The sequence below is a fragment of the Ancylobacter lacus genome, from assembly GCF_018390635.1.
Taxonomy (GTDB): Bacteria; Pseudomonadota; Alphaproteobacteria; order Rhizobiales; family Xanthobacteraceae; genus Ancylobacter; species Ancylobacter lacus.
On sequence record NZ_JAHBGE010000067.1, the window covers coordinates 1 to 1,833 of the forward strand.

Genomic DNA, 1,833 nt, shown 5'->3' on the forward strand with positions numbered 1-1,833 from the left:
GATTCCGCAAGCCTTCGCAGCTATTTGCCGGGATTCTACGGAGTCGGGGTATATATATTTAGAAGGTCAGCGCCTTGGGGGTGTATGTGCCGGGATTCCAGATTCGGGAAATCCTCAGATCTGATGTGGCGTAAAGCGTTGAAGTCCTCATCTATGACCACACGCAGCTGGCAAGGTCGCGGTTCAATCTCAGTTCCCAGGTAACCGTACAGCCTTTACCGCCGTTCTCCTGTCATTGCACGCCACGCTGCGACGCGGATCGAATCCTGTTGAACCGGCCCAATATCGGGCTCTTTTAATCATCCCCACCCGGGATGAGATCGTCATGACCCCGGCACGTCGGGGTTCGCATGGCAGCACAACATCATCATCAGGGTTTCGCCCGCGGCGCTCGGATGCTGCGCACGGCGCTCGGGGCGGCCATCGCCCGGCACTTGGAAGACCCCTCCGTCGTCGAGGTGATGCTGAACCCGGACGGGCGGCTGTGGGTCGACCGGCTCTCGGAGGGACTATCCGACACGGGTGAGCGGCTCTCGCCCGCTGACGGCGAGCGCATCGTACGGCTCGTTGCGCACCATGTCGGCGCTGAGGTTCATGCGGGGGCCCCGCGCGTTTCGGCCGAGTTGCCCGAGACGGGAGAACGTTTCGAGGGCCTGCTGCCGCCGGTCGTGGCGGCACCGACATTTGCCATCCGTAAGCCCGCCGTCGCGGTCTTCACGCTCGAGGACTATGTCCGCGCCCGGATCTTGTCCGCCGGACAGGCCGACGCTTTGCGCCAGGGTGTCGCCTCTCGCGCCAACATATTGGTGGCCGGCGGCACCTCGACGGGCAAGACCACGTTGACCAATGCGCTACTCGCCGAGGTCGCGAAAACCTCCGATCGCGTCGTCCTCATCGAGGATACACGCGAGCTGCAATGCGCTGCGCCGAACCTCGTTGCCCTGCGCACCAAGGATGGCGTCGCCTCGCTATCCGAGCTCGTCCGCTCAGCGCTGCGCCTGCGCCCCGACCGCATTCCCATCGGCGAGGTGCGGGGCGCGGAGGCGCTCGACCTCCTGAAAGCTTGGGGCACCGGCCATCCCGGTGGCATCGGCACCATCCATGCCGGCAGTGCTCTCGGCGCGCTGCGCCGTATGGAGCAACTCATCCAGGAAGCCGTCGTCACCGTCCCGCGCCCGCTGATCGCCGAGACCATCAATCTCGTGGCCGTGCTCTCCGGCCGCGGCGCGACGCGCCGGCTCACCGAACTCGCCCGTGTCGAGGGCCTCGGCCCCGATGGCGACTACCGCATCACCCCTGTCCTCACCGGAGATCCCTCATGATCCGATCGCTCCAACGCGCCCGCAGCGCGGCCCGGTTGGCCGCGTCTGCCACCTGCATCAGCCTGATGGCCATGACCAGCGCTCATGCCTCTGGCTCCTCCATGCCGTGGGAAGCGCCGCTGCAATCCATCCTTCAGTCGATCGAAGGCCCCGTCGCCAAGATCATCGCCGTCATCGTCATCATCTCGACCGGCCTCGCGCTGGCCTTCGGCGACACGTCGGGCGGCTTCCGCCGGCTGATCCAGATCGTGTTCGGCCTGTCGATCGCCTTCGCCGCGTCGAGCTTCTTCCTGTCGTTCTTCTCCTTTGGCGGCGGAGCGCTCGTCTGATGGGCGACCCGATTGAGGTCCCCGGCTTCAGCGTACCGGTCCATCGGGCGCTGACCGAGCCGATCCTGCTCGGTGGCGCGCCGCGTGCCATCGCCATCGTCAATGGCACGCTCGCAGGGGCCGTGGGTCTGCCGTCCAACGACCTCAAACAGGCGCTGCGTCCCTACTGTCTGGGCGGCGCC

The 1,833-nt window shown here is 66.0% G+C and carries 2 protein-coding genes and 1 pseudogene; all 3 read left to right on the top strand.

The annotated features are described in order from the left end of the window. Positions 1–350: 350 nt before the first annotated feature. The gene (gene trbB, locus KHC27_RS17010) at positions 351–1,322 is read left to right on the top strand and encodes a P-type conjugative transfer ATPase TrbB (protein WP_213340594.1); all 972 of its coding nucleotides are present in this window, start codon (positions 351–353) and stop codon (positions 1,320–1,322) included. After that, a complete protein-coding gene (locus KHC27_RS17015; protein WP_213340595.1) occupies positions 1,319–1,651 on the top strand; it encodes a TrbC/VirB2 family type IV secretion system protein in 333 nt (110 codons plus the stop codon). Before trbB ends, KHC27_RS17015 begins: the two co-directional genes overlap by 4 nt. After that, positions 1,651–1,833 (top strand): annotated as a pseudogene (locus tag KHC27_RS17020) (hypothetical protein); the annotation flags it as partial. The gene KHC27_RS17015 and the pseudogene KHC27_RS17020, both read left to right, overlap by 1 nt.

What these genes read in the sequence shown, in the direction of transcription:
- trbB (WP_213340594.1), top strand. Translation starts at nt 351, where the DNA reads ATGGCAGCACAACATCATCATCAGGGTTTCGCCCGCGGCGCTCGGATG.
- KHC27_RS17015 (WP_213340595.1), top strand. Translation starts at nt 1,319, where the DNA reads ATGATCCGATCGCTCCAACGCGCCCGCAGCGCGGCCCGGTTGGCCGCG.